This is a genomic window from Rhodococcus sp. C1 (genome assembly GCF_020809065.1).
Classification (GTDB): domain Bacteria; phylum Actinomycetota; class Actinomycetes; order Mycobacteriales; family Mycobacteriaceae; genus Rhodococcus_F; species Rhodococcus_F qingshengii.
In genome coordinates this window covers 4,061,623-4,085,000 of sequence record NZ_CP078080.1, presented here as the reverse complement: position 1 = coordinate 4,085,000, position 23,378 = coordinate 4,061,623, and the positions used below count along the sequence as shown (strand labels likewise).

The following is a 23,378-nucleotide window of genomic DNA, read 5'->3' as shown; positions in this document are numbered from 1 at the left end:
CCGAATAGGGCGATCGTAGTGGCATGCTCTAGACCCGAAGCGGAGTGATCTACCCATGGCCAGGTTGAAGCGACGGTAAGACGTCGTGGAGGACCGAACCCACTTAGGTTGAAAACTGAGGGGATGAGTTGTGGGTAGGGGTGAAAGGCCAATCAAACTCCGTGATAGCTGGTTCTCCCCGAAATGCATTTAGGTGCAGCGTCGCGTGTTTCTCACCGGAGGTAGAGCTACTGGATGGTCTAGGGGGCCCACAAGCTTACCGAAATCAGCCAAACTCCGAATGCCGGTGAGTGAGAGCGCGGCAGTGAGACTGCGGGCGATAAGGTTCGTAGTCGAGAGGGAAACAGCCCAGATCGCCAGCTAAGGTCCCTAAGCGTGTACTAAGTGGAAAAGGATGTGGGGTCGCGAAGACAACCAGGAGGTTGGCTTAGAAGCAGCCACCCTTGAAAGAGTGCGTAATAGCTCACTGGTCAAGTGATCCTGCGCCGACAATGTAGCGGGGCTCAAGTACACCACCGAAGCTGCGGCATTCACGCAATAGCCCCCAGTTGATCCACGGATTTTCTGGCAGGTGTGTGGATGGGTAGGGGAGCGTCGTGTGGCCATGGAAGCGGCAGGGTGACCTAGCCGTGGAGGCCACACGAGTGAGAATGCAGGCATGAGTAGCGAAAGACGAGTGAGAAACTCGTCCGCCGAATGACCAAGGGTTCCTGGGCCAGGTTAATCCGCCCAGGGTGAGTCGGGACCTAAGACGAGGCCGACAGGCGTAGCCGATGGACAACGGGTTGATATTCCCGTACCCGTGTGAACGCGCCCATGGTGAATCAGTGATACTAACCATCCTGAAGCCACGAGAAGACCTTCGGGTCTCGAGTTGGTGGATGCATGGGACCTGATCTGGTAGTAGCCAAGCGATGGGGTGACGCAGGAAGGTAGCTGAGCCAGTCAGTGGTAATACTGGTGTAAGCGTGTAGGGCGTGACCTAGGCAAATCCGGGTCGCATACAAGCCTGAGACGTGATGCGTAGCCGATTGAGGCGAATTCAGTGATCCTATGCTGCCGAGAAAAGCCTCTAGCGAGCTTTCACACGGCCCGTACCCCAAACCGACACAGGTGGTCAGGTAGAGAATACTAAGGCGATCGAGATAACTATGGTTAAGGAACTCGGCAAAATGCCCCCGTAACTTCGGGAGAAGGGGGGCCCTGTCTGGTGACGACATTTACTGTCTGAGCTGGGTGGGGCCGCAGAGACCAGTGAGAAGCGACTGTTTACTAAAAACACAGGTCCGTGCGAAGTCGTAAGACGATGTATACGGACTGACGCCTGCCCGGTGCTGGAAGGTTAAGAGGACCGGTTAGTTCCTTCGGGAGCGAAGCTGAGAATTTAAGCCCCAGTAAACGGCGGTGGTAACTATAACCATCCTAAGGTAGCGAAATTCCTTGTCGGGTAAGTTCCGACCTGCACGAATGGCGTAACGACTTCTCAGCTGTCTCAACCGTAGACTCGGCGAAATTGCATTACGAGTAAAGATGCTCGTTACGCGCGGCAGGACGAAAAGACCCCGGGACCTTCACTACAGCTTGGTATTGGTGTTCGGTTCGGTTTGTGTAGGATAGGTGGGAGACTGTGAAGCGGTGACGCCAGTTATCGTGGAGTCGTTGTTGAAATACCACTCTGATCGAATTGGACCTCTAACCTCGGACCATGATCTGGTTCAGGGACAGTGCCTGGTGGGTAGTTTAACTGGGGCGGTTGCCTCCCAAAATGTAACGGAGGCGCCCAAAGGTTCCCTCAGCCTGGTTGGCAATCAGGTGTCGAGTGCAAGTGCACAAGGGAGCTTGACTGTGAGACTGACAGGTCGAGCAGGGACGAAAGTCGGGACTAGTGATCCGGCACCGGCAAGTGGAAGCGGTGTCGCTCAACGGATAAAAGGTACCCCGGGGATAACAGGCTGATCTTCCCCAAGAGTCCATATCGACGGGATGGTTTGGCACCTCGATGTCGGCTCGTCGCATCCTGGGGCTGGAGTAGGTCCCAAGGGTTGGGCTGTTCGCCCATTAAAGCGGCACGCGAGCTGGGTTTAGAACGTCGTGAGACAGTTCGGTCTCTATCCGCCGCGCGCGTTAGAAACTTGAGGAAGGCTGTCCCTAGTACGAGAGGACCGGGACGGACGAACCTCTGGTGTGCCAGTTGTTCCGCCAGGAGCACCGCTGGTTAGCTACGTTCGGAAGGGATAACCGCTGAAAGCATCTAAGCGGGAAGCCTGTTCCAAGATGAGGTTTCTCACCCCCTCGAGGGGGTAAGGCCCCCGGCAGACCACCGGGTTGATAGGCCAGAACTGGAAGTGCAGTAATGCATGCAGGTGACTGGTACTAATAGGCCGAGGACTTACCACAAAGAAGCTACGCGTCCACTGTGCGGTATCTGAAACAACACACAGATACTGATGAGAAACCCTGTTTTCTCCATCCCCCAACACCAGAAACTGGTGTTGACGGGTGGTGAAACCAGGTGATCAGAAGAAGGTTACTGTGACAGTTTCATAGAGTTACGGCGGTCATAGCGAAGGGGAAACGCCCGGTCCCATTCCGAACCCGGAAGCTAAGCCCTTCAGCGCCGATGGTACTGCACTCGACAGGGTGTGGGAGAGTAGGACACCGCCGAACACACATTAGAGAAGCCCCCCAACCAGTACTGGTTGGGGGGCTTTCTCGTACCCAAAACACCCCACCCCGCCAACACCCGAAAGCACCGCCGCCGGCACCCCCGACTTCGAGCGAACGGCACTTTCGTCGCCTCAGATCGACCCAACGTACCGTTCACACCATCAAGGGCGGGCACGCCGCCGACTCACCACCCCGTCCGGGATCGAGTGAACGACACGCTCACCCTCTTCAACGAGATGAACGGTACGTTCACACCATCAGGGGCGGGAACACGACTGAGGACGACAGGCGCTTTGCCCGGATCAGTCGATGCCGTCGGCGGTGGCAGTCGCATACTTCGGCCGGCCAGCCGGCAGATACCTCTGAATCGTCACGCCCTTTGATGTGGCTCGCGATTCGGCCAGCTCGAGTGCGATGTCCGGTCCGGAGTCGGGAAACAGTCGCGTGCCCTGGCCTACCACCACCGGAACGATCAGCAGGATCATCTCGTCGACAAGATCGTTCGCGAAAAGCCAGCGGCACAGGTTGCCACTGCCGTGCACCTGAAGCTCACCGCCGGGTCTGGCTTTCAGTTCGCCGAGAGCGATGGCGGTGTCACCTGAAAGGGCTGTCGTGTTCTTCCATTCCGGATCGGTGAGCGTCGTCGACGCAAGGTACTTGGGCCGCGAATTCAGTGCGCTTGCAATGGGGTTGACGTCGGGATTCTCGAACGCGCCCCAATAGCCGGCGAAGATCTCGTACGTGTGTCGCCCGAACAGGAACGCGTCAGCTCGCTGGTAGACCTGGACGAGATAGTCCATGGCTTCGGTGTCCACCAATGGCGCGGACCAGCCGCCCCGCTCGAATCCGCCACGGCGATCTTCGTCCGGCCCACCGAGTCCTTGCATCACTCCGTCGAGAGTGACGATGGTAAAGGTCGTCAGTTTCATAGTCGTACCCATCTCCCAGGCGTCGTCGGATTTCCGCTGTGCCGATATAGACCGTCGAGAAGCGGGAAAGTCATCGAGCGAACGTGGCGTTGATCGCCTTGGATCGACCGAACGTGCCGTTCGCTCAGGGGGGAGGTGGGGTCAGGGCTGCACGGGCACGGAGTCTGACGGGCTGGTCTCGGACTCCAGAGCGTCGCACGGAATCGCGAGCTCGGTCTGTTCGAGGCGGCCGCGAAGGGTGATGTTCTCGGTGATCGACCACTGTGCAGCCTCGGCGCTGTCAGCGGCAGCCACAGCCCGACCGGATGCGGCGACGTTACCCGGAACCGTCTTGGCGACCTCGGACAGTCGCGCCGCTTCGTTGACGGGATCACCGATGACGGTGTACTCGAATCTCTCTCGCGCACCGACGTTCCCGGCTACGGCAACACCTGCGGCGACGCCGATTCCCGCGCTCACTTCCGGAACCTCGGCACGCAGGCGCTGCTGAATCTTGCGGGCAGCGGCGAGTGCGCTGCCGGCGTGATCGTCGAGTGTCGTCGGCGCTCCGAAGATCGCCAGCGCTGCGTCGCCCTCGAACTTGTTGACGAATCCGCCGTGTGCGTCGACCTCGTCGACGATGACGTCGAAGAAACGGTTGAGTAGAGCGACCACAGCCGTAGGGGAGTTGGTGGCCGCGATCGTGGTCGATCCGATGACGTCGACGAAGAGAACGGCAACGTCACGTTCTTCACCGCCGAGTTCCGGGTTTCGGCGAACCGCGTTTGCGGCAACCTCGTGTCCGACGTGGCGCCCGAAGAGGTCGCGTATCCGCTCTCGCTCGCGCAGACCCTCGGCCATGCGATTGAAGCCGGCCTGCAGTAGTCCCAGTTCAGTTCCGTCGTACACGACGACGGACGCGGTGAGGTCGCCACGGGTGACTTGTTCCATTCCTCGTCGCACGGACCGAATGGGGGCCGCGGCGGACCGAATGTTGATGTATGTCAGCCCGAGTCCGACGCACAGGGTGATTCCGCCAATGACGAGGATGGCGATCGCGAGGGCTTGCCACGATGCAGGCCGGATGAAGCTGAAGACCGCCACGAGCATCAAGCCGGTGACGGGGACTCCGCTTCCGAGCAGCCAGACGAGGATTGTCCGGCCGGTCAGTCCGAGAACGGCAGCCTTGCGGGGTGCTCCGGATTCGAGTGCACGCGCAGCAATCGGGCGGAGTGCGAACTCGCTGAGCAGGTAGCAGAAAGCGCACGTGGTGATACCGCTGAAAGCCACGGTGAACAGAACTTTCGGAATAGTGTCGGGGTCGACGATTCCGTACATGGTCGTGAAGGTGATGAGCGCGGCCGTCCACAGGACGGCTTGCACTCGGGTCAGTCGCCACGGCCCGCGCAGCGCCGCGCGTTGATTCTGCTCTGTCGGTGGGTGATCCTCGGTGGCCCATCGAAGATCCCGCATCAGCCGTTTGGTGCCCCACAGAAGTCCGATGAGAAAGACACACCCGATGAAGACGGGCACGGCAATGAAGTTGATCCATGCGAATTCGGGGTGGATGATCTCGGGTCCGGGAACCACGAATCCGATGAGCACGATCGCCAGTACCGCTCCGATCAGGTTTGTGACCAGGAGGGGCGCGGTGAGTAGTGCCTGGACGCGGATTCGGCGGCGCCTGGGGCTTTCGTCGGTGGATCCGAGCAGCCACGACCCCAGGGGCGCACTCGGGACACGGCTTCGCTGCATAGTGTGTCGAGAGTAGTCGTAATGATCGCTTAGGGTGGTCCGGTGCGCCTAGTTATTGCTCGTTGCCGTGTCGACTATGTGGGACGCCTGACCTCCCACCTCCCTACCGCAAGACGACTGCTGTTGGTCAAAGCCGACGGCTCGGTCAGTATCCATGCCGACGATCGGGCGTACAAGCCGCTCAACTGGATGAGTCCGCCGTGCTGGTTGGTCGAGACCACCGGGGACGGCGACGACATCCTGTGGGTCGTCACCAACAAGGCGGGCGAGGAACTGCGGATCACTCTCGAAGAGGTCGAGCACGATTCGTCGTATGAACTCGGTCTCGATCCGGGATTGATCAAGGACGGTGTCGAGGCACACCTTCAAGAACTTTTGGCGGAGCATGTCGAGACACTCGGCCCCGGCTACACGTTGGTGCGGCGTGAGTACATGACGGCCATCGGGCCGGTCGATCTTCTGGTCCGAGACGCGGACGGTGCATCGGTGGCGGTGGAGATCAAGCGTCGCGGCGAGATCGACGGCGTCGAGCAGTTGACGCGCTACCTCGAATTGCTCAACCGCGATCCGCTGCTCGCGCCGGTCACGGGAGTTTTTGCAGCGCAACAGATCAAGCCGCAGGCAAAGACTTTGGCCAACGACCGTGGGATCCGTTGCCTGGTCCTTGACTACGAGGCCTTGCGGGGCACCGAAAGCACCGAGTTCCGCCTCTTCTGACGCTGTTTAGACTCGAACCATGCCGCGCCGCAAACCTTCGCCGAAGCAAACCCGTCGAACGGATACTCGGCGTGCGCGGGATTCGAGCGCGGAGTCGGCGTCACCAAGCGGTGTGTTGTTCGGCGGGGCGCTGGTCCGGGAGGAACCCGGTCCGGGCGGTGAAATGTACATGGTGAGGCCGATACCCGGCTCCAACGCGACGAAGTTCTATCGCTGCCCCGGTTGTGATCACGACATCAGGCCCGGCGTCGCTCACGTGGTGACGTGGCCTTCGGAACCGGGCGGCGCGAACGAGCGTCGACACTGGCACACCGGATGCTGGTCAGGCCGCGGTACGCGCAGCCTGACCAGACGGTGGTCCTGAGCGTCGATCAGTTCCTGGACTGGGCTCGCTGCTCGACGGCGCGGGTGTCGATCTCGGCGGTGTTCGTCTCGTCCGAGTCCTCGAGAACGTCGTCTTCGTCGATACTCGGTTCTGATTTGACCGGTTCTGCGTCGACCTTATCTGCGTCGGCCTTCTTGTCTTCGATCTCGAGATCTTCCTCGGCTTCGACGATGACCGGAGCGGGCGGTGCATCGAGGAGTTCGCTCTCCCGGTTGACCGATGCGAGCATAGCCGGAACCGAATCGAGTTGTCCGCGAATACCCAAGAGCTGAGCCAGGATTCGGCCACGGAGAACACGCAGTTCTTCGGTGAGTTCCTTCGCGTGAGCGATCTTGCGCTCGGACTGATCAGTGGCGGCCTGCAGCCTGCGCTGAGCCTCGTGCGACGCATCGGCGAGTCGACGCTCGGCCTCTGCTTTGCTCGACGACTCCAACTCGTTGACGGCGGCGACGACCTTGGCGCGGCGCTCCGACATCGAGATGTCGAAGTCTTCGCGGATCTGAGTGCGCTTGGCCTCGGACTCGGCAGCCAGTCGATCCCGCTCGGCCTGCGCGGCTTCGACGATCCGGGCGGCTTCGGTACGGGCCTGCGCCATGGTCTGCTCGTGCATGGTTTCCATCGCGTTGCGACGGTCCTCGAGTTCGGCGATCAGCGACTCGTAGTGCCCACGTAGGCGAGCGCCGTCCTGTTCGGCGATGGAGGTCATCTCGGCTGCGTCGGCTTCGGCCTTCGCGCGCACTTCCGAGGCCTCGTCGGAGGCAAGGCGCAGCATGCGGCTGATGCGATCGCTCATGCCCTCCGCAGTGGTGGGCGGTACCGAGAGGCGGTCGACGTCCTTGCGGAGGTCGTCGATGTCGTCGCGTGCATCGTCGAGCTGCTTGGCGAGGTCACGGGCCTGCGCAGCGGCAGCATCACGATCAGCCGCGGTAACTCGCAGCTCCGCGTCGAATCGCTCGAAGTAGTTGCGTACCTCGTCGCGGTCGTATCCCTTCCGTGCGATCTGGAACGGAAGTTGGATCGAACCGCGGTCCTGCTCGTATGCCATGGCGACAATCTACCTGGCATACGAGCTGGAGTCGGGTCTGCTAGTGGCTCGCGTCGGGTTCGACCAGTTCCACCAGGACGCCGCCGGCGTCCTTCGGGTGAATGAAGTTGATGCGCGAGTTGGCCGTACCGCGTCGGGGAGCGTCGTACAGCAACCGAACCCCGCGGTCGCGAAGCTCGGCGGAGATGGCGTCGATGTCGGTGACCCGGTAGGCGAGCTGCTGGAGTCCGGGGCCGCTTCGGTCGATGAACTTGGCGATGGTCGAGTTCTCGTCCAGAGGCGCGAGCAGCTGAACGGCAGTGGATCCGGCGGGGGAGCCGACGACGGAGAGCATGGCCTCACGCACGCCCTGCGATTCGTTGATTTCCTCGTGGGTCGACACCATGCCCAGGTGCTGCGTGTACCACTCGATTGCCACGTCGAGATCGGGCACCGCGATTCCGACGTGATCGATCGCGACGACGAGGTCGGACGACAAAGGTGCGAGTGCAGAACTGGGGGAGGTCTGTGTCATACCTTTCACGGTAGCGCTACCGTTTGAGGAGTACACGTCGGGATGTGACTTGGCTCTTAGGCCGCACGGAACCGACGACTATCTCTCTTTTGCAGCCGGAGGAAATCGTGACCAGTTCTGTGATTGTTGCGGGAGCTCGGACCCCGATGGGTCGACTCCTCGGATCGTTGAAAGACCTCTCCGGGTCCGACCTCGGCGGCATCGCCATCAAAGGCGCCCTCGACAAGTCCTCAGTCGCACCCGAACAGGTCGACTACGTCATCATGGGACAGGTCCTCACCGCCGGCGCCGGCCAGATGCCCGCCCGCCAAGCCGCCGTCGCCGCCGGCATCCCCATGAACGTCCCCGCCCTGAGCATCAACAAAGTGTGCCTCTCCGGCATCGACGCCATCGCCCTCGCCGACCAACTCATCCGCGCCGGCGAATTCGACATCGTCGTCGCCGGCGGGCAGGAATCGATGTCCCGCGCACCCCACATGCTCGAAAAAAGCCGCGAAGGCTTCAAATACGGCGACGTCACCCTCCGCGACCACATGGCCTACGACGGCCTCCACGACATCTTCACCGACCAGGCCATGGGCCTGCTCACCGAACAGGTCAACCAACAAGAAACCGCCCACATCACCCGCGCCGAGCAGGACGCCTTCGCCGCCGCCTCACACCAGAACGCGGCCCGCGCCTGGAAAGACGGCCTCTTCGACAACGAAGTCGTCCCCGTCTCCATCCCCCAACGCAAGGGCGAGCCCATCGTCTTCGCCCAGGACGAAGGCATCCGCGCCGACACCACCACCGAATCCCTCGGCAAACTGCGTCCCGCGTTCAGCAAGGACGGCACCATCACCGCCGGCTCCGCCTCCCCGATCTCCGACGGCGCCGCCGCCGTGATCGTGATGAGCAAAACCAAAGCCGAAGAACTCGGCCTGACCTGGATCGCGGAAATCGGCGCCCACGGCGTCGTCGCCGGACCCGACTCCACCCTCCAGTCCCAACCCGCCCGGGCCATCGCCAAAGCCTGCGCGAAGGAAGGCATCGACCCCACCGACCTCGACCTCGTCGAAATCAACGAAGCATTCGCCGCCGTCGGGATCGCCTCCACCCGCGAACTCGGCCTCGACCCCGCCAAGGTCAACGTCAACGGCGGCGCCATCGCCGTCGGCCACCCCCTCGGCATGTCCGGCGCCCGCATCGCCCTGCACCTCGCCCTCGAACTGCAACGCCGCGGCGGCGGCATCGGCGCAGCCGCACTCTGCGGCGGCGGCGGACAAGGCGACGCACTCATCGTCCGCGTCCCCAAGGCCTGAGTGTCTAAATACACCTGAACGAGCGCTCTCGCTCGGCGACGCCCCGTGGTTTTGCTCACACAACTACGGGGCGTCGTAGTTGTTCGGGCACAATGGCCTCATGGCGAACATCTTTGACGTATCCACTCCCGCGAAACGCTTCCGTCTGGTGGCGTGGTGGGAAGCTGTGACCTGGGCGGCCTTGCTGGTTGCCATGTTCTTCAAGTGGGTCCTCGGACACGAAGAAGCGATTCGCATCCCCGGAATGGTCCACGGAACCGCCGGCTTCCTGGTGTTCATCGTTGTTGCACTCCTGACCGCGTGGTCGCTCAAGTGGGACGTCAAGACCACGATCCTTGCGCTGATCTCGAGCGTTCCCCCCTTCGGCACCGTCATCTTCGAACGCTGGGCAGTGCGAAACGGCAAGCTCGGTGAGCTGTCCACGGAGTTCGAGTCGTCCAAGGGCAACGCGGCGCTCGTCTGAGTGCTGCATCCCTCTACGTAGCTTCTCGCAACTCGTGACAAACTGGGAGCCGTGACTCGACCAGGTTCCAGGCCCCCCGCGCGTTCGTCCGCAGTTGCTGCCGCCATGAGCGGCGCAGTCGACTTGTCCGCCTTCAAAGAGCGGGCCACGGCCCCACCACCGCCGCGTAACACCAGCGGCGACGGGGCCGTTTCTGCTGTCTCCGGGGCAGTGATCGAGGTGACCGAGGAGAACTTCGAAAGCGAAGTCCTGCTGAAGTCGAGCCAGGTGCCGGTGATCGTCAACATCGGTGGCCGCGCATACGAGCCCTCGGTCGTATTCACCGAAGTTCTCGAATCATTTGCAGCGCGAGCCGGCGGCAAGTGGATTCTTGCCAACGTCGACGTCGACGTGAGCCCTCGTATCGCGCAGGCATTCGGTGTCCAGTCGGTTCCGACGGTTGTTGCTGTCGCGGCTGGTCAGCCGTTGGCCGATTTTCAGGGCGCTCAGCCAGAGGCGCAGCTCAGCCAGTGGTTCGACGCAGTCCTCCAAGCTGTCGAGGGCAAGTTGAGTGGGCCGGTCTCCGACGCGGACGAACCGGTGGAGGAGGTCGAGGATCCTCGCTTCGTGGCCGCTGAAACCGCGCTGGACGAGGGCGATCTCGACGCCGCCATCGCTGCGTACCAGGAAATTCTCGACGCCGAACCCAACAATGCGGAGGCCAAGAGCGCTGTCCGCCAGGTGAAGTTCATGGCTCGGGTTCAGGGTGTCGATCCCGAGTCGATTGCGGCCGCGGATGCTGATCCGTCCGATCTCGAACTGCAGTTCGCTGCGGCCGACCTGGAAATGTTCGCCCAGCAACCCGAGGCGTCGTTCGCCCGCTTGATCTCGGTGGTCTCGCGAACTGCCGGCGACGACAAGGCTGCCGCTCGGACGCGCCTGCTCGAACTGTTCGAACTGTTCGACCCGGCAGAACCGATCGTCATCGCGGCCCGTCGTAAGTTGGCTTCCGCTCTCTACTGACGTGTGGACCGGCAGTCGCTACTCCGTGTAGCGGCTGTCGCACACTTCCCGGCCACCGAGAACGCCGGTCCGGAACGCGTCGACACGTGCGAACCCGCTCGGAACCGTCTCACCGTTGACGTCACTGGCAGCCAGGCCGTCGGTCAGCAGCCCCGATACGGCTTCGTCGAGGTCGCCGGGGGAGAGTGTGACCTGTGCTCCGGACGCCGCGGCGTTGGTGGGACTGAGTGCTGCGGTGATGACGCCGGACAAGCAGGCCGCGCGCAGGGCAGTCTGCGGAGTGTCGAGCGATTGGCCGTTCTCCTTCTGCATCGCGAGGGTGTACCGCGACGCGAGCAGGACATAGGCATTGTAGTCACCGGTGATGTTGGTCTGGATCAACTCGCGTCGCCCGACGCGACCCGGCGTGCCGCGCTCGGCAAGGTCGTCGACGCTGATTCCGATGGTGTTCGTCGACGGGCAGTACGAGACGGGTTCGGTCGCAACGGCATCGCTGCACCCGGTGTCTGCGCCGGTGAACACGACCTTCGGTGGCTGCGGTAGATCGAAGATCGCTTGGAAGGTCTTCACGAACTCGTCGAGAGTTGCCTCGGTGACGGGCAGTTCTCCGGAATCGTTGCCCTCGGCGAACTGCTGCGGGAGGTCTGCACGCCGTGACTCGATTTCGTCGGCGTCCATCTTCGCGCACGCACCGGCGCCGTCGGTGAAGCCGATCTGAGTGGCGGTGACGCGCTCGAACGCCGAACCATGGTGGCTCTCAGGATCATTAGGGTCTTCGTCGCGGATGGCGACCGCCGACGCCAACACCTTGTTGAGGCCGTCGGAGGTGTTCATCGTGAAGTGCGCGGCCTTGTCCTCGGCGACGTGCCGCAAGAAGGCGCCACCGAAACAGTCGGCTTGCTGTTCGCGCACCAGGGCTGCGTCTCGTTTACCGCCGACGATCCCGGCCTTGCGTTGAACGGCATGGCCGTACTCGTGCGCAAAGATGAACGCGACGGCCACTTCACCGAACTTCTCCCGCACCTCGGGCAGCAGCAATTCACGATCCCAACCGATGGTGTGATCGATGCTGCAGTACCCGGCGTTGATGAGTTCTTCGGTGGTCTCCTCACAGAAGTCCGGGCCGTTCGATTCGGTGGGGTCCCACGAGATCAGCTCGTCGACCGGTTCGAAGGGCTTGTCGAACAGAGCCGGGTACTCGGCGGCCCAGTAGGTTTCGATGTCTGTGATGGCGTTGGCTGCCAGCGCGTCGATGTCCCCGCCGTCGGTGCCGGTGATTGCTCGGTCGGCGTTGGGGGCTCCCGGACGCAACCCACTTGGTCCTGCCGTTGCGTCGAGTCCGGCGACGCGGAAGGGATCGTGATAAATCGAGACGGCGTGGCCACTCGTTCCCTGGGCACAACCGGCGAGCAGTGCTGCCACTGCCAACAGTGACGACGTGACAATGACTACTCGCCGGCCGACCATCAACGCTCCAGACTTATCCAAATCGCTCCAGCAGCTGGCAGCGCCACCTGTGCGGAGGCTGGCCGACCGTGCCACGAATGCGACGTTGCTGTGACCGCTCCGAGGTTCCCGACTCCGGAGCCGCCGTACACCTCGGCATCGGTGTTGAGAATTTCCACCCATCGGCCGGGCTCTGGTAGCCCGACGCGGTAGCTCGAGTGCTCACTGCCCGAGAAGTTGAACAGGCAGGCGACAATCGAACCGTCAGTACCGTAACGCAGAAAACTGAGGACGTTGTTCTCGGTGTCGTTGGCGTCGATCCAGGAGTATCCACCGGGCGAGGTGTCGAGGGTCCACATGGCCGGATGACGTCGGTACGCGGAGTTGAGATCGCCGACCAGTCGCTGGACGCCGCGATGGAGAGTGCCGGTGTACTGATCGTCGAGCTGCCACCAGTCGAGGCCGCGTTCTTCGGACCATTCCGCACTCTGACCGAATTCCTGTCCCATGAACAGCAGTTGCTTGCCTGGATGCGCCCACATGTATGCAAGCAGTGAGCGCAGGCCGGACGCCTTGGCGAAGTCGTTGCCGGGCATCCGGGTCCACAGAGTTCCTTTGCCGTGCACCACTTCGTCATGGCTGATCGGTAGCAGGTAGTTCTCACTCCACGCGTACATCAGTGAGAACGTGATCTCGTGATGGTGGTAGGTCCGGTGTACCGGGTCGTGACCGAGGAACCCGAGGGTGTCGTGCATCCACCCCATGTTCCACTTCATGTTGAATCCGAGGCCGCCGACATTGGTCGCCCGAGTGACTCCGGGCCACGCCGTCGACTCCTCGGCGACGGTGACGACTCCTCGATGGTTCTTGTGGACGGTGGCGTTCATCTCCTGCAGGAACGCAACGGCTTCGAGATTCTCGCGGCCGCCGTGAATGTTGGGAGTCCATCCACCTTCCGGGCGTGAGTAGTCCAGGTACAGCATCGATGCGACGGCGTCGACGCGCAGTCCGTCGATGTGGAACTCCTCGAGCCAGAAGAGCGCGTTGGCGACGAGGAAGTTTCGGACCTCGCGGCGACCGAAGTCGAATACGTATGTGCCCCAGTCCAACTGCTCGCCGCGACGCGGATCGGCGTGCTCGTACAGGGGAGTTCCGTCGAAACGAGCCAGGGCCCACTCGTCTTTGGGGAAGTGTGCAGGCACCCAGTCGACGATGACACCTATCCCTGCGGCGTGCAGGTGGTCGACGAACCAGCGGAAGTCGTCCGGGGTGCCGAAGCGGGAGGTCGGTGCGTAGTACGAGGTGACCTGGTATCCCCACGATCCACCGAACGGATGCTCGGAGACGGGCAGCAGTTCGACGTGGGTGAATCCGGTTTCGGTGACGTAGACGGCGAGTTGCTCGGCCATCTGCCGGTAGTCGAGCCCGGGACGCCACGATCCGAGGTGCACCTCGTACACGCTCATCGGGGACTGCGAAGGATCGACACCGGCGCGGGTTTCGAGCCAGGCCGCGTCGTTCCACTCATGCGAACTGGTGGTCACTCGCGATGCAGTCGCCGGCGGGACCTCGGTACCGAATGCCATGGGATCGGCCTTGTCGCGAACGGAGCCGTCGTGGCCGTGGACCCGGAACTTGTACAGCGAACCGACTGCGATGTCGGGCAGGAAGATTTCCCAGACCCCAGTGGATCCGAGGACTCGCATGGGGGCGAATTGCCCACTCCACCCGTCGAAGTCGCCGACGACGGTCACGCCGCGGGCGGCCGGAGCCCAGACGGCGAACGAGGTGCCGTCGACGGGGCCGTCCGGTGTCTCGTACGAACGCGGATGTGCACCGAGGATGTCCCACAGTCGTTCGTGCCGACCTTCGCCGAACAGGTGTAGGTCGAGTTCACCGAGAGTAGGCAGGAACCGGTAAGGGTCGGCTGCGAGAACCGTGTGTCCACCCGGGTACGTCACGGAATACCGATAGTCGATCAGGTCGGGGTAGGGGACCAGAGCCGCGAAGATTCCGTTCGAAACATGTTCGAGAGGAAAGTTTTTGCCGCCGATGACGGCACTGACGGACTCGGCGTTGGGACGCAACGCTCGCAGAACGGTGCCGTCGGCGTGGGGATGGGCGCCGAGGACACTGTGCGGATCGTGATGTTCACCGCGCGCCAACAGCTCCAGATCGTGATTGTCCGGTGCGATACCCGAAGGGAACTTCTCGGTTGACATCACTTGCCTCCACCTGCGCGGTGCGCATTGCGTGCTTGGTAGGCCAGAGAGATCCGGGCCGGATACGGAACGGGTGGGAGCGCGAGGATGTGCGCCACCGAACGCCAGGGCTCGAGGCGGACGAAATTGGCTTGGCCCCAATTGAACTGCTCACCGGTTACCTCGTCGAGCACGGTCATGTGGTCGTGCCATTCGCGTCCGAGCGCCGGCATGTCCAACCAGACGGTGCCCTCTTCTGCAGCGAACGGGTTGAGGTTGATCACCGTCAGGACGGCGTCACCGGTCGAGGCGTCGAACTTCGAGTAGGCGATCAACGCGTCGTTGTCGATGTGGTGAAAGTGCAGGTTCCGCAACTGCTGCAGGGCCGGGTGTGCACGCCGGATGCGATTGAGTGCGGTGATCCACGGCTCGAGAGACTCGCCTCGCGCTGCTGCTTCGGCGAAACGGCGCGGCCGAAGTTCGTACTTCTCGGAGTCGAGGTATTCCTCGCTGCCGGGGCGAACGGCTTGGTGTTCGTAGAGTTCGTAACCGGAGTAGACGCCCCACGTCGGCGCCAGGGTGGCGGCGAGAGCTGCTCGTAGTGCAAACATTCCGGGCCCACCGTGCTGGAGGGACTCGTGCAGGATGTCCGGCGTGTTCACGAAGAGGTTCGGTCGGGCTTCGTCGGCCTTCGCCGCCAACTCGTTACCGAATTCGGTGAGTTCCCACTTCGCAACTCGCCAGGTGAAGTACGTGTACGACTGCGTGAACCCGCGCCGGGCAAGGCCGTACATGCGCGCCGGACGAGTGAATGCCTCGGCGAGGAACAGGACGTCGGGGTCGGTTTTCTTGACCTCCGAGATGAGTGTCTCCCAGAAGTTCGGCGGCTTGGTGTGCGGGTTGTCTACCCGGAAGATCTTGACGCCGGCACTGATCCAGTGTCGGACGACTCGCAGGATTTCCTTGTCCAGACCGCGAGGATCGGTGTCGAAGTTGATCGGGTAGATGTCCTGATACTTCTTGGGCGGGTTCTCGGCGTAGGCGATGGTGCCGTCGGGAAGGACGTTGAACCACTCCGGATGCTTCTTGGCCCATGGATGATCCGGGGCGCACTGCAGCGCGAGATCCAGTGCCACTTCGAGATCGAGCCTGCGGGCCGCAGCGACGAAGGCCTTGAAGTCCTTGAGCGTGCCGAGTTGCGGGTGAACAGCGTCGTGCCCGCCGTCGACCGAGCCGATGGCCCACGGCGAGCCGACGTCACCGGGTTCGGGAGTGAGAGTGTTGTTGCGTCCCTTGCGGTTGATCTCGCCGATGGGATGGATCGGCGGAAGGTAGACGACGTCGAAACCCATTGCGGCGATGCGGGGTAGGTCTTCGGCCGAGGTTCGGAAAGTACCGTGTTGCGGCACCCCGTTCTCGTCCCAACCGCCCGTCGAGCGGGGGAAGAACTCGTACCACGATCCGAACAGTGCACGGTTGCGATCGACGACGACGGGGTGGGACTCGCCCTTGGTGACCAGTTCACGGAGCGGAGTGGCGCGGAGCAGTTCGGCGACGTCGGAGGCGAAGGCCGGCGCGACGCGAGCAGTCAGCGCCTGATCGCTGCGCAGCGACGCCGTGACGGCCTCGAGCCTGGACCTGTTGCCCCGCGGTACCTCGTGCGCGGCCTGTTCGAACAGGCGCGCACCGATTTCCAGGTCGTTGGCCAACTCGGCCGCCCCTTGCCCGACGGCGAGTTTCGCTTCCACGGCGTGCTTCCAGGTGGCGATGGGATCGCTCCACGCCTCGATCCGGAACGACCACATACCTTCGGCGGACGGTGTGAACACCGCGTCGACGGTGTCCGGTTCGGTGCCGGGGTCCATCGGAATGCGCAGCGGCTTGGCACCGCGCGGACCACGCACGACCAAAGTGGCGGAAATGGCGTCGTGGCCTTCTCGCCACACGGTGGCGTGCACTGGGAAGACTTCACCGACCACGGCCTTTGCCGGATAGTTACCCGAGATCTCGGGTACCACGTCGTCGATACCGAGGCGTCCTGACACGGGAAGCTCCATTTCTGGTGATGGATCGCGGTAAAACTTTCTTTCGCCGGGTTCAACCGTAGTGGGTGCGGCGCTGGAGTGCTGATAACGACGAATTCGGGTCTGTCGGTGGTCAGGTCGGCTCGGGCGTTCGGGTTCCACCGGACAGAGTGCAAGGAACTCGACTAGGGTTCGCGGGGTGAAAGCCTTGCGTCGGTTCACTGTCCGAGCCCACCTTCCGGAGCGCCTTGCCGCGCTCGGCCCCCTGTCCACCAACCTTCGGTGGTCGTGGCATCCCGAGACACAGGATCTGTTCTCGCGACTCGACCCCGAACTCTGGCAAGCAGTCCAGTTCGATCCGGTCCGCATGCTCGGGGAAGTCGACCCCACCCGTCTCGACGAACTCAGCAGTGACGAGGCATTTCTCGGTGACCTCGACACTGCAGCAGCCGATCTCGATGCTTATCTGAGCACCCCGCGCTGGTACCAATCCCAGCAGGCCAAGGGCACATCGTTAGCCGGCGGAATTGCGTACTTCTCCATGGAGTTCGGAGTCAGCGAAGTTCTGCCCAACTACTCCGGTGGATTGGGCATCCTGGCGGGCGATCACCTCAAGGCCGCGTCCGACCTCGGGCTGCCGCTCATCGGCGTCGGACTGCTCTACCGATCCGGCTACTTCCGCCAGTCGCTGACCGCCGACGGTTGGCAGGCCGAGCACTACCCGCCGCACGACCCTCAAGGGTTGCCTCTTCGTTTGCTGACGGACGCAGGCCCGGCTTCCGAAGACGGATCGCCGGTCGTCATTCACGTCGCCATGCCCGGTGGCCGGGTGCTGCGTGCGCGAGTGTGGATCGCTCAGGTCGGACGAGTGCCGTTGCTGCTGCTCGATTCCGACATCGCCGAGAACGACGCGGATCTGCGCGGCGTCACGGACCGTCTCTACGGCGGGGACCAGGATCACCGCATCAAGCAGGAGATCCTCGCGGGTATCGGCGGCGTCCGCGCGGTGCGCGCCTACACCGCGGCGTACGGATTGCCCGATCCCGAGGTGTTCCACATGAACGAGGGGCATGCCGGATTCCTCGGCATCGAACGGATTCGGGAACTTGTCACCACCAGCGGTCTGGACTTCGATTCGGCTCTGGCCGCGGTCCGCGCCGGAACGGTCTTCACGACGCACACTCCGGTTCCCGCCGGAATCGACCGCTTCCCGGCGGATCTGGTCCGTCACTACTTCGGCGGAGCGAACGGCGAGAACGAATCGAGTTTGCTTCCCGGCCTGACCGTAGACCGCATCGTCGGGATGGGGCGCGAAGCCGATCCGTCGATCTTCAACATGGCGCACATGGGTCTTCGCCTGGGCCAGCGAGCCAACGGCGTCTCGAAGTTGCACGGCATCGTCAGTCGCGACATGTTCAACGGTCTCTGGCCGGGCTTCGACGCCGACGAGGTGCCGATCGGTTCGGTCACCAACGGTGTTCACGCGCCGACGTGGGCGGCGCCGGAGTGGATGGACGTGGCCAGGCGGATCGTCGGTCAGGAGCAACTCGAAGAAGCACGCGGGTGGGAGCGCCTGCACGAGTTGTCGGCAACCGAACTGTGGGAAACACGTAATGCGTTGCGCCGCAAGTTGGTCGACGAAGTTCGTCGTCGCGTCCGAGCGTCCTGGCTCGAACGCGGCGCGACCGAGGCCGAACTCGGCTGGACCACTGGAGTATTCGATCCCAACGTCTTGACAGTCGGATTCGCGAGGCGCGTTCCGACGTACAAGCGGTTGACGCTGATGCTGCGTGATCCCGAGCGTCTGCGTGCGATGTTGCTCGACGAGAAACGTCCGGTGCAGTTGGTTGTGGCCGGCAAGTCGCACCCCGCCGACGACGGCGGTAAGGCACTCATCCAGCAGGTCGTGCGGTTCGCCGACGAAGCGGATGTGCGTCACCGCATCGTCTTCCTGCCTGATTACGACATGTCGATGGCCCGCTACCTGTACTGGGGCTGCGACGTGTGGCTCAACAACCCGCTTCGCCCCCTCGAGGCGTGCGGTACTTCCGGCATGAAATCCGCGCTCAACGGCGGCCTCAACCTCTCCATTCGCGACGGATGGTGGGACGAGATGTACGACGGCGAGAACGGGTGGGCCATTCCGACGGCCGACGGTGTTCTCGACGACGTGCGGCGTGACGATCTGGAAGCCAGCGCCCTCTACGAACTTCTCGAGCACGCGGTACTGCCGACGTTCTACGACCGTGATGCAGCCGATCTGCCGACGCGCTGGGTCGAGAGGGTTCGCCACACCCTCGAGAATCTGGGCCCGAAGGTGTTGGCATCACGCATGGTTCGTGACTACGCCGTCGACTACTACGCCCCTTCGGCGGAATCAGCTCGAGCGGTAGTGGCGGACGATTTTGCCGGCGCGCGTGAGGTGGCCGAGTTCCGTCGCCGTATCGAGTCGCAGTGGCCGTCGGTCGCCGTCGAGCAGGTTGACGGTTCCGGCCTGCCGGACACCCCGGAGATCGGTGCGACCATCTCTTTGAAAGCCAAGGTCCGCCTCGGCGGCTTGTCGGTCTCGGATGTGGAGGTTCAGGCAGTCCTGGGACGCGTCAGCCCAGGCGAGGAACTCACCGACGTGGTGACGTTCCCGATGACACATTTCGGAACCGAGGACGGTGCCGAGATCTTCGAAGCCGAGGTTGCGCTTCCGGTCTCCGGCTCCGTGGGTTACACCGTGCGGGTGTTGCCGCATCACCGGTTGTTGGTCGATGCCTCCGAACTCGGGTTGGTGACCACTCCGAGCGTCTGACGTAATACATCTGCCCCGGTCCGTTCGGTCGGTACCGGGGCAGAATTGTGCCCGCGTGAGAACTGGGTCAGGGACGTGAGTCGCGGATGCGGGTGAGTGCCTTGCGGACGACTTCGGGGTTGGTCGTCTCCCAGAACGGAGGCAGCGATGCGCGAAGGTAACCCGCGTATCTCGCCGTGGCCAGACGCGGATCGAGCACGGCCACCACACCTTTGTCGTCGGTGCTACGAAGCAGGCGACCCACGCCCTGTGCCAGGAGCAGCGCCGCGTGATTGGCCGAGACGCTGAGAAAGCCGTTACCGCCATGGGATTCGATAGCCTGCTGGCGAGCCATCAACAGTGGATCGTCCGGGCGCGGGAACGGAATCCGGTCCAATATGACGAGGCTCAGTGACGGACCCGGAACATCGACGCCCTGCCACAGGGACAACGTGCCGAACAGTGACGTGGGTTCGTCCTTGGCGAAGGCCTTGACGAGGGTGCCGGTGGCGTCGTCGCCCTGGCACAGGATGGGGGTGTCGAGGCGTTCACGCATCGCCTCCGAGGCGGCTTTGGCGGCGCGCATCGACGAGAACAGGCCGAGGGTGCGTCCGCCCGCAGCCTCGACGAGTTCGGCGATCTCGTCGAGATAGACCGGGGAGAGGCCGTCGCGGCCGGGCGTGGGCAGGTGGCGGGCAATGTAGATGATGCCGGCCTTTGCATGGTCGAAGGGCGACCCGACGTCGAGTGAGTTCCAGCGGAAAGCCGAAGCGTCAGAGGGTGCTTCGGTGCCGATGGCGGTACCCGAGTCGGGGCGCGCGGACGATTCCGCAGGAAGACCCCAGTTGACGGCGAGACCGTCGAACGATCCGCCGACGGTCAGTGTCGCGGAAGTGAGAACGACGGTGGATTCGGCGAACAGTCGCGAGCGCAGCAATCCGCCGACCGAGAGCGGAGCCATCCGGACGGAGCGCCGCACCGATCCGCGGAACTCGTCCGAGGACAGCCAGACGACGTCCTTGCGCTTTGCCGGGTCTGGTTCGTCGAAAGCGGTGAGAATACGCACGGCACTGTCGTGGACGTCGTCGACGGACGAGAGTGCGGCGTTGCGGGCCGCAGCGGCTTCGGGATCTGCAGCAGCCATACCCGGTTTGGCCGGACCGATAGCGGTGCGCAGCGACCAGGCCGCGTCGCGGATCGCAGCCAGTGCGGGTGCCGCCCCGTCCGGGAGGCCTTCCCAGCGACCTGGCCGTAATTCTTCGAGGAGCCCTGCCCACCCCTCGCCGGCGGCTTCGAGGCGATCGGCATCCTGTTCTTCGGCGATCTTGCCGCAACGCCGGGCCGCGGCACTGATCGAGGTGGCAGTGAGATCGGCCGTGGCGACGCCGGTGACGCGGTCGACCAACTCGTGGGCCTCGTCGATCACCACGACGTCGTGGTCAGGCAGGATCTGGATGCCGGTGATGGCGTCGATCGCGAGCAGTGCGTGGTTGGTGACCACTACGTCGGCCTTCGACGCCTCGACTCGGGCGCGCTCGGCGAAGCAGTCCTCACCGACCGGGCACTGGTTCTTACCGATGCATTCGCGGGAGGTGACACTGACCTGCCGCCACGCCTGATCGGATACGCCCGGCACCAATTCGTCCCGATCACCGGTTTCGGTGTCGGAGGACCATTCGGTGAGGCGGACGACCTCCCTGCCGAGACGCGAGACCGTGAACGGATCGAACAACTCGTCCTCGGGTGGCTGCTCGGACGCGCCGGTATGGATCTTGTTCATGCACAGGTAGTTGTTGCGGCCCTTGAGGATTGCGAACTCTGCGCGTCGGCCGAGTGGCTTCTTCAGGGCATCGGCGAGCCGAGGCAGATCTCGGTCGACGAGCTGACGCTGCAGCGCGATGGTGGCGGTGGACACGACCACGGTGCGTCCCGATTCGACCGCGTGGCGCAGGCTCGGAACGAGGTAGGCGAGCGACTTACCGGTACCGGTGCCGGCCTGGACGGCCAGATGCTCGCCGGTGTCGATCGAGTGCGCCACGGCGGACGCCATCGTCAGCTGACTGGTTCGTTCGGCACCGCCGAGCGACCGCACCGCTGTCTGGAGCAGTTCGGGAACGTTCGGGAGTTGATCGGCCACCCACGAAGGTTAATGGATCCCTACGTCAGAAACGTCCACGGATGATTCCCGGGGTAGTTCACCGGCATTCGAGTCTTCTTCCGGCGACGCCTCGTCTCGCCCGATCAGCTGCACTCCCGCCTCCCGCATCTGCACCAATGCCGACTCGATCGTGGCGGTCGACACACCAGCGGTGAAGGGGAGAAGGACAGTCGTGGCGAACCCCGCGCGCGCGGCATCGACGGCCGTGGCCTTGACACAGTGATCCGTGGCAATTCCGATCACGTCGACGTCGGTGATCTCGTGGGCGCGGAGCCAGTCCTCGAGCGTCGTTCCGTCCTCGGCTGCTCCTTCGAAACCGGAGTAGGCCGCGCTGTAGGCGCCCTTGGAGAAGATCGCCGACCCGGCGACGGAAGCGTCGAACGCCGGATGGAACTCGGCGCCGGCTGTCCCGGCGACGCAGTGAACCGGCCAGCTGTCGATGAAGTCGGGATTCTCGGAGAAGTGCGCCCCAGGGTCGATGTGGAAATCGCGAGTCGCGACTACGGCGTCGTACTCGTGGGAGTTGACGAAATCGTTGACGGCTCCCGCAACCGCAGCACCGCCGTCGACTGCAAGAGCGCCACCTTCGCAGAAATCGTTCTGAACGTCGACAATTATCAGTGCTTTTGCGCTCACTGGTGCTCACCTCCGGTGAATCGAACGGGCACAGCCGAGTCTCCGCGCGAGAGTTTGAGGCCTTCCCACGGCAGGCTCACGAGCCCTGCCTTCAGAACCGCTCTGCTCTCTTCGAGCGTCGGCGCGCTGTCGACGACCTTGCCTTCGCGAACCAGCGGGATCAGCAGTTCGGTCGCTCCGTCCGCCTCGGAGACAGGTGACGGTGATCCGGCGGGGTAGATGACTTCTTCGACGATCGTGCCGGTCGGACGCACTACGCGCAGTGCCTTCTTGGCGCCGCCGCGAGATGCCTTGTTGGTGCTTCTCTTCTCGACCGCGATTCCGTCGACCTCGACCAGCTTGTAAACCATGCCTGCGGTGGGGGCGCCTGATCCGGTGACCAGGGAAGTACCGACGCCGTACGAGTCGACGGGTTCGGCGCGCAGAGCCGCGATCGCGTACTCGTCCAGGTCGCCGGAGACGACGATGCGTGTCTTGGGAGCGCCGAGATCGTCGAGTTGTTGGCGTACCTGACGAGCAAGAACGCCGAGATCGCCGGAGTCGATGCGAACTCCACCCAGTTCGGGACCGGCAACGGCGACAGCCGTTTTCACGCCCTCGGTGATGTCGTAGGTGTCGACCAGCAAGGTGGTGGATACGCCCAGAGCGGCGACCTGACCGCGGAATGCCGCGGCTTCGTCCGGACCGTCCTCGGTGGTGTGCAGGAGCGTGAAGGCGTGCGCGCTGGTACCTGCGCTGGGTACGTCGTGACGCCGCGCGGCTTCGAGGTTGGAGGTGGCGTCGAAGCCGGCGAGATAGGCGGCACGTGAAGCGGCGACGGCGGCCTGTTCGTGTGTACGACGCGAGCCCATCTCGATCATCCGTCGACCGCCCGCTGCGCTCACCATGCGGGCTGCGGCCGAAGCGATCGCGCTGTCGTGGTTGAGGATCGAGAGAATCAAGGTTTCGAGGATGACGCACTCGGCGAACGTTCCGCGGACCGAGAGGATCGGTGATCCGGGGAAGTAGAAATCTCCCTCGCGGTAGCCGTCGATGTCACCGGAGAATCGATAGTTGCGCAGCCACTCGACGGTCGTGTCGTCGAGAAATTTTGCAACGATCGCCAGTTCAGGTTCACCGAACCGGAACTGCTCGAGTGCGTCGAGAAGGCGCTCGGTACCGGCGACGACGCCGTAGCGACGACCGTCCGGCAGCCGCCGTGCGAATACCTCGAAACTGCAGTTGCGGAAGGCAGATCCGTCGGCGAGAGCTGCCGAGAGCATGGTCAGTTCGTACTGATCGGTGAGCAGTGCGGTGCTGGCACCGGCGTCGCGGATGTCGGAAATTTGCGTAGGCACGCACACAACTCTATGCGCGAGACGACGTGGGTGGGTGTTG

General features: G+C 63.3%; 16 protein-coding genes and 2 rRNA genes (1 of these 18 running past the window's edge). 8 read left to right on the top strand and 10 right to left on the bottom strand.

The features are described 5' to 3' along the window. Positions 1-2,397, top strand: a 23S ribosomal RNA gene (locus KTR60_RS18620) (it extends 739 nt beyond the left edge of the window). A gap of 153 nt (positions 2,398-2,550) precedes the next feature. Further along, positions 2,551-2,667: ribosomal RNA gene (gene rrf / locus KTR60_RS18615) — 5S ribosomal RNA — on the top strand. Between the two features lie 302 nt (positions 2,668-2,969). Here rrf and KTR60_RS18610 read toward each other — a convergent pair. Continuing rightward, positions 2,970-3,596, bottom strand: coding sequence for a dihydrofolate reductase family protein (locus tag KTR60_RS18610; protein WP_064114089.1), 627 nt, complete (start codon positions 3,594-3,596; stop codon positions 2,970-2,972). A gap of 141 nt (positions 3,597-3,737) precedes the next feature. After that, positions 3,738-5,330, bottom strand: a complete 1,593-nt coding sequence (locus tag KTR60_RS18605) for an adenylate/guanylate cyclase domain-containing protein (protein ID WP_063316266.1) — start codon at positions 5,328-5,330, stop codon at positions 3,738-3,740. Positions 5,331-5,372: 42 nt separating this feature from the next. Here KTR60_RS18605 and nucS point away from each other — a divergent pair, with 42 nt between their 5' ends. Both nucS and KTR60_RS18595 read left to right on the top strand, forming a co-directional pair. After that, a complete protein-coding gene (gene nucS, locus KTR60_RS18600) occupies positions 5,373-6,047 on the top strand; it encodes an endonuclease NucS (RefSeq protein ID WP_007733244.1) in 675 nt (224 codons plus the stop codon). A 19-nt stretch (positions 6,048-6,066) separates the two neighbouring features. Next, positions 6,067-6,411 (top strand): hypothetical protein, encoded by a 345-nt coding sequence (locus tag KTR60_RS18595; RefSeq protein WP_054828484.1) that lies wholly within the window; start codon positions 6,067-6,069, stop codon positions 6,409-6,411. A 7-nt stretch (positions 6,412-6,418) separates the two neighbouring features. Here KTR60_RS18595 and KTR60_RS18590 read toward each other — a convergent pair whose 3' ends face one another. Both KTR60_RS18590 and mce read right to left on the bottom strand, forming a co-directional pair. Next, the gene (locus KTR60_RS18590; protein WP_003945156.1) at positions 6,419-7,477 is read right to left on the bottom strand and encodes a hypothetical protein; all 1,059 of its coding nucleotides are present in this window, start codon (positions 7,475-7,477) and stop codon (positions 6,419-6,421) included. 40 nt (positions 7,478-7,517) lie between these two features. Then, on the bottom strand, positions 7,518-7,991 hold the full coding sequence (mce, locus tag KTR60_RS18585) for a methylmalonyl-CoA epimerase (protein WP_007733251.1): 474 nt from the start codon (positions 7,989-7,991) through the stop codon (positions 7,518-7,520). Positions 7,992-8,098: 107 nt separating this feature from the next. Between mce and KTR60_RS18580 the strand changes: the two genes are divergently transcribed. From KTR60_RS18580 to KTR60_RS18570, 3 genes are all read left to right on the top strand, one after another. Beyond that, positions 8,099-9,292, top strand: coding sequence for an acetyl-CoA C-acetyltransferase (locus KTR60_RS18580; RefSeq protein ID WP_007733254.1), 1,194 nt, complete (start codon positions 8,099-8,101; stop codon positions 9,290-9,292). Between the two features lie 100 nt (positions 9,293-9,392). Next, on the top strand, positions 9,393-9,755 hold the full coding sequence (locus KTR60_RS18575; RefSeq protein ID WP_158171185.1) for a DUF3817 domain-containing protein: 363 nt from the start codon (positions 9,393-9,395) through the stop codon (positions 9,753-9,755). 105 nt (positions 9,756-9,860) lie between these two features. Beyond that, positions 9,861-10,757 carry a tetratricopeptide repeat protein gene (locus KTR60_RS18570; protein ID WP_030537899.1) on the top strand — a complete coding sequence of 299 codons (897 nt, stop codon included), beginning with the start codon at positions 9,861-9,863 and terminating at the stop codon, positions 10,755-10,757. Positions 10,758-10,775: 18 nt separating this feature from the next. Here the strand turns inward: KTR60_RS18570 and KTR60_RS18565 are convergent, their stop codons facing one another. Genes KTR60_RS18565 through KTR60_RS18555 form a run of 3 tightly spaced genes read right to left on the bottom strand, consistent with a single transcriptional unit; the run spans position 10,776 to position 16,449 of the window. Next, positions 10,776-12,224 carry a neutral zinc metallopeptidase gene (locus KTR60_RS18565; RefSeq protein ID WP_003945377.1) on the bottom strand — a complete coding sequence of 483 codons (1,449 nt, stop codon included), beginning with the start codon at positions 12,222-12,224 and terminating at the stop codon, positions 10,776-10,778. Continuing rightward, positions 12,224-14,425: a 1,4-alpha-glucan branching protein GlgB gene (gene glgB / locus KTR60_RS18560; RefSeq protein WP_228401138.1), complete on the bottom strand. Its 2,202-nt coding sequence runs from the start codon at positions 14,423-14,425 to the stop codon at positions 12,224-12,226. Before glgB ends, KTR60_RS18565 begins: the two co-directional genes overlap by 1 nt. Continuing rightward, positions 14,425-16,449 (bottom strand): alpha-1,4-glucan--maltose-1-phosphate maltosyltransferase, encoded by a 2,025-nt coding sequence (locus KTR60_RS18555; RefSeq protein WP_228401137.1) that lies wholly within the window; start codon positions 16,447-16,449, stop codon positions 14,425-14,427. The genes glgB and KTR60_RS18555 overlap by 1 nt, the downstream gene beginning before the upstream one ends. 178 nt (positions 16,450-16,627) lie before the next feature. Between KTR60_RS18555 and glgP the strand changes: the two genes are divergently transcribed. Next, complete coding sequence (gene glgP, locus KTR60_RS18550) at positions 16,628-19,228, top strand: alpha-glucan family phosphorylase (RefSeq protein WP_228401136.1); 2,601 nt, start codon at positions 16,628-16,630, stop codon at positions 19,226-19,228. Positions 19,229-19,295: 67 nt separating this feature from the next. Here the strand turns inward: glgP and KTR60_RS18545 are convergent, their stop codons facing one another. From KTR60_RS18545 to KTR60_RS18535, 3 genes are read right to left on the bottom strand one after another with little or no spacing between them, the layout of a single operon-like run. Continuing rightward, entirely contained in the window at positions 19,296-21,344 is a 2,049-nt protein-coding gene (locus tag KTR60_RS18545) for an ATP-dependent DNA helicase (RefSeq protein WP_228401135.1), read from the bottom strand. Between the two features lie 9 nt (positions 21,345-21,353). Further along, complete coding sequence (locus tag KTR60_RS18540) at positions 21,354-22,001, bottom strand: nicotinamidase (RefSeq protein ID WP_228401133.1); 648 nt, start codon at positions 21,999-22,001, stop codon at positions 21,354-21,356. Then, positions 21,998-23,263, bottom strand: coding sequence for a nicotinate phosphoribosyltransferase (locus KTR60_RS18535; RefSeq protein ID WP_416309281.1), 1,266 nt, complete (start codon positions 23,261-23,263; stop codon positions 21,998-22,000). Before KTR60_RS18535 ends, KTR60_RS18540 begins: the two co-directional genes overlap by 4 nt. Positions 23,264-23,378: the final 115 nt, after the last annotated feature.

Excerpts from the sequence above, each read along its gene's own strand:
- KTR60_RS18610 (WP_064114089.1), bottom strand. The coding sequence starts at position 3,596 with ATGAAACTGACGACCTTTACCATCGTCACTCTCGACGGAGTGATGCAA.
- KTR60_RS18605 (WP_063316266.1), bottom strand. The coding sequence starts at position 5,330 with ATGCAGCGAAGCCGTGTCCCGAGTGCGCCCCTGGGGTCGTGGCTGCTC.
- KTR60_RS18595 (WP_054828484.1), top strand. The coding sequence starts at position 6,067 with ATGCCGCGCCGCAAACCTTCGCCGAAGCAAACCCGTCGAACGGATACT.
- KTR60_RS18590 (WP_003945156.1), bottom strand. The coding sequence starts at position 7,477 with ATGGCATACGAGCAGGACCGCGGTTCGATCCAACTTCCGTTCCAGATC.
- mce (WP_007733251.1), bottom strand. The coding sequence starts at position 7,991 with ATGACACAGACCTCCCCCAGTTCTGCACTCGCACCTTTGTCGTCCGAC.
- KTR60_RS18575 (WP_158171185.1), top strand. The coding sequence starts at position 9,393 with ATGGCGAACATCTTTGACGTATCCACTCCCGCGAAACGCTTCCGTCTG.
- KTR60_RS18570 (WP_030537899.1), top strand. The coding sequence starts at position 9,861 with ATGAGCGGCGCAGTCGACTTGTCCGCCTTCAAAGAGCGGGCCACGGCC.
- KTR60_RS18565 (WP_003945377.1), bottom strand. The coding sequence starts at position 12,224 with ATGGTCGGCCGGCGAGTAGTCATTGTCACGTCGTCACTGTTGGCAGTG.
- glgB (WP_228401138.1), bottom strand. The coding sequence starts at position 14,425 with ATGTCAACCGAGAAGTTCCCTTCGGGTATCGCACCGGACAATCACGAT.
- KTR60_RS18535 (WP_416309281.1), bottom strand. The coding sequence starts at position 23,263 with ATGCTCTCGGCAGCTCTCGCCGACGGATCTGCCTTCCGCAACTGCAGT.